The 2,196-nt window shown below is 34.5% G+C and carries 1 protein-coding gene; it reads left to right on the top strand.

Annotation, left to right across the window (positions count from 1 at the left end; genetic code table 11):
- Window positions 1-174: 174 nt before the first annotated feature.
- Entirely contained in the window at window positions 175-2,109 is a 1,935-nt protein-coding gene (locus CJF42_RS08250; protein ID WP_502694781.1) for a polysaccharide biosynthesis protein, read from the top strand.
- Window positions 2,110-2,196 lie beyond the last annotated feature (87 nt).

Here is a 2,196-nt window from a genome sequence, read left to right as displayed (position 1 = left end):
TTAATTCACCGAGAATTGCTGAGGTATGAACAAGTGATAGAGACAATTGTTATTATTACGTTATAATAGTCCTTTATTTGTCGTTACATTTTCATTTTGACAATAACATATTTTAAATTATATTCAGATAAAATTATTAAAGAATATGATGTTAAGCACACAAAAGGAATCACAGTGTTAACAATTATTGAATTAATTTTCAGTTTACCTCGCGCGCAAAAGCGTATTATTTCACTTATGTTAGATGCTTTATTTTTATTAACTGCATTTTGGCTCGCATTTTTTATGCGATTAGATAGCTTTGAACCTTTATTTAATCAAGAGTATTGGTTTCTATTTTTAGGTCTATTACCTGCTAGCCTGCTTGCTTTTATTAAGCAAGGTTTATACCGTGCTGTACTTAGGTATATTAACTTACATGCATTGTGGGCAGTTGGAGTTGGCACTGCTATTGCTACTTTTATGTTTATTGGTTTAGCTTTCTTTTTTGAGGTTAATGTACCTCGCACTGTGCCATTTATCTTTGCTTGTTTTTGTTTACTGTTTATTGGCGGTAGTAGAATTATTGCACGTTCTTTAATCGGTCGTCATTATTATCATAAAAAAGAAGCTGTTGTAATTTATGGTGCAGGATCTGCTGGTCGCCAATTAGCTAATGCCTTAGCTAAAGGTCAAGAATATTATGTTGCAGGTTTTATTGATGATGATAAAACCAAGCATAAAACCATTATTCAGGGGATAACAGTATCTGGCCTTGAATCTATTGAAGCTATTATTAATAAAAAAAATATTACACGCATTTTATTGGCTCTTCCAAGTGTTAAACGTGTTCACCGCAAAGAGATTTTATTAAATTTAGAATCATTACCTTTATTAGTGCAATCTATTCCTGGTTTGGCTGATATGGTTGAAGGTAATGCACAAATAGCTGAGTTTAAAGACGTTGAAATCGAAGACTTACTAGGGCGAGATCCGGTTGCACCTAAAGCTGATTTAATGGCTGTAAATATTACAAATAAAGTGGTTATGATCACAGGTGCTGGTGGCTCTATTGGTTCAGAGTTATGTCGTCAAATCATAAAGCAAAATCCCAAGAAGCTAGTATTGTTTGAACTTTCTGAGTTTGCTTTATATTCAATTGATAAAGAGTTAAATGAATATAAAGCGCAACACTCAATCGAAGTGGAAATACTGCCTTTAGTTGGCTCTGTGCAACATATTAATCGACTAGAAGCAGTCATGATATCATTTAATGTGCAAACTGTTTACCATGCTGCAGCTTATAAACATGTGCCCTTAGTTGAGCATAATGTAGTTGAAGGTGTGCGTAATAATATATTTGGTACTTACTATGCGGCAAAAGCTGCAATAAAAGCTAAAGTAAACACTTTTGTACTTATCTCAACCGATAAAGCAGTTCGGCCCACAAATGTAATGGGGGCAACTAAACGTATGGCTGAACTTTGTTTGCAAGCTTTAGCTAAAACACAAAATAAAACCAATTTTTGTATGGTACGCTTTGGTAATGTGTTGGGCTCATCGGGTTCAGTAGTACCATTATTTAGAAAGCAAATAGCAATGGGGGGGCCAATTACTTTAACACATCAAGATATCACGCGTTATTTTATGACCATACCTGAGGCTGCTCAGCTAGTAATACAAGCTGGTGGCATGGGCAAAGGTGGTGACGTTTTTGTACTCGATATGGGCGATTCAGTAAAAATTAAAGATTTAGCCACCAAAATGATTAATCTTTCAGGTTATGAAGTACTTAGCAAAGAGAATCCGAATGGTGACATTGAAATAAAATGCACAGGCTTACGGCCCGGCGAAAAGCTATATGAAGAGTTGTTGATAGGCGATAACGTAAGCGGAACCAGCCACGAACGCATTATGACCGCAAATGAATTAATGCTTGAATGGGTAGAGATCGAAGCATTATTAAATAAATTAGATATCGCATGTCATAATTTTGAACATAAAAAAATACGTCAAATATTATTAGATGCCCCATTAGGTTTTGTACCATCAGATGGTATTTGTGATTTAGTTTGGTTAGAGAAAAAAGAAGCAAAAATAATAGAACCATTATTAAAAACAGTTAGTTAAAATGTATAACTTAGAATTGTTGTTTCGTAGGTGGGATTTTACATCGCACGGCTACGATATAAGAATAAAAACATGCGCGATATTTTC

Source organism: Pseudoalteromonas sp. NBT06-2 (assembly GCF_002276045.1).
GTDB lineage: Bacteria > Pseudomonadota > Gammaproteobacteria > Enterobacterales > Alteromonadaceae > Pseudoalteromonas.
The sequence above is the reverse complement of the archived record's forward strand: the minus strand, read 5'-3'. Positions and strand labels throughout refer to the sequence as shown.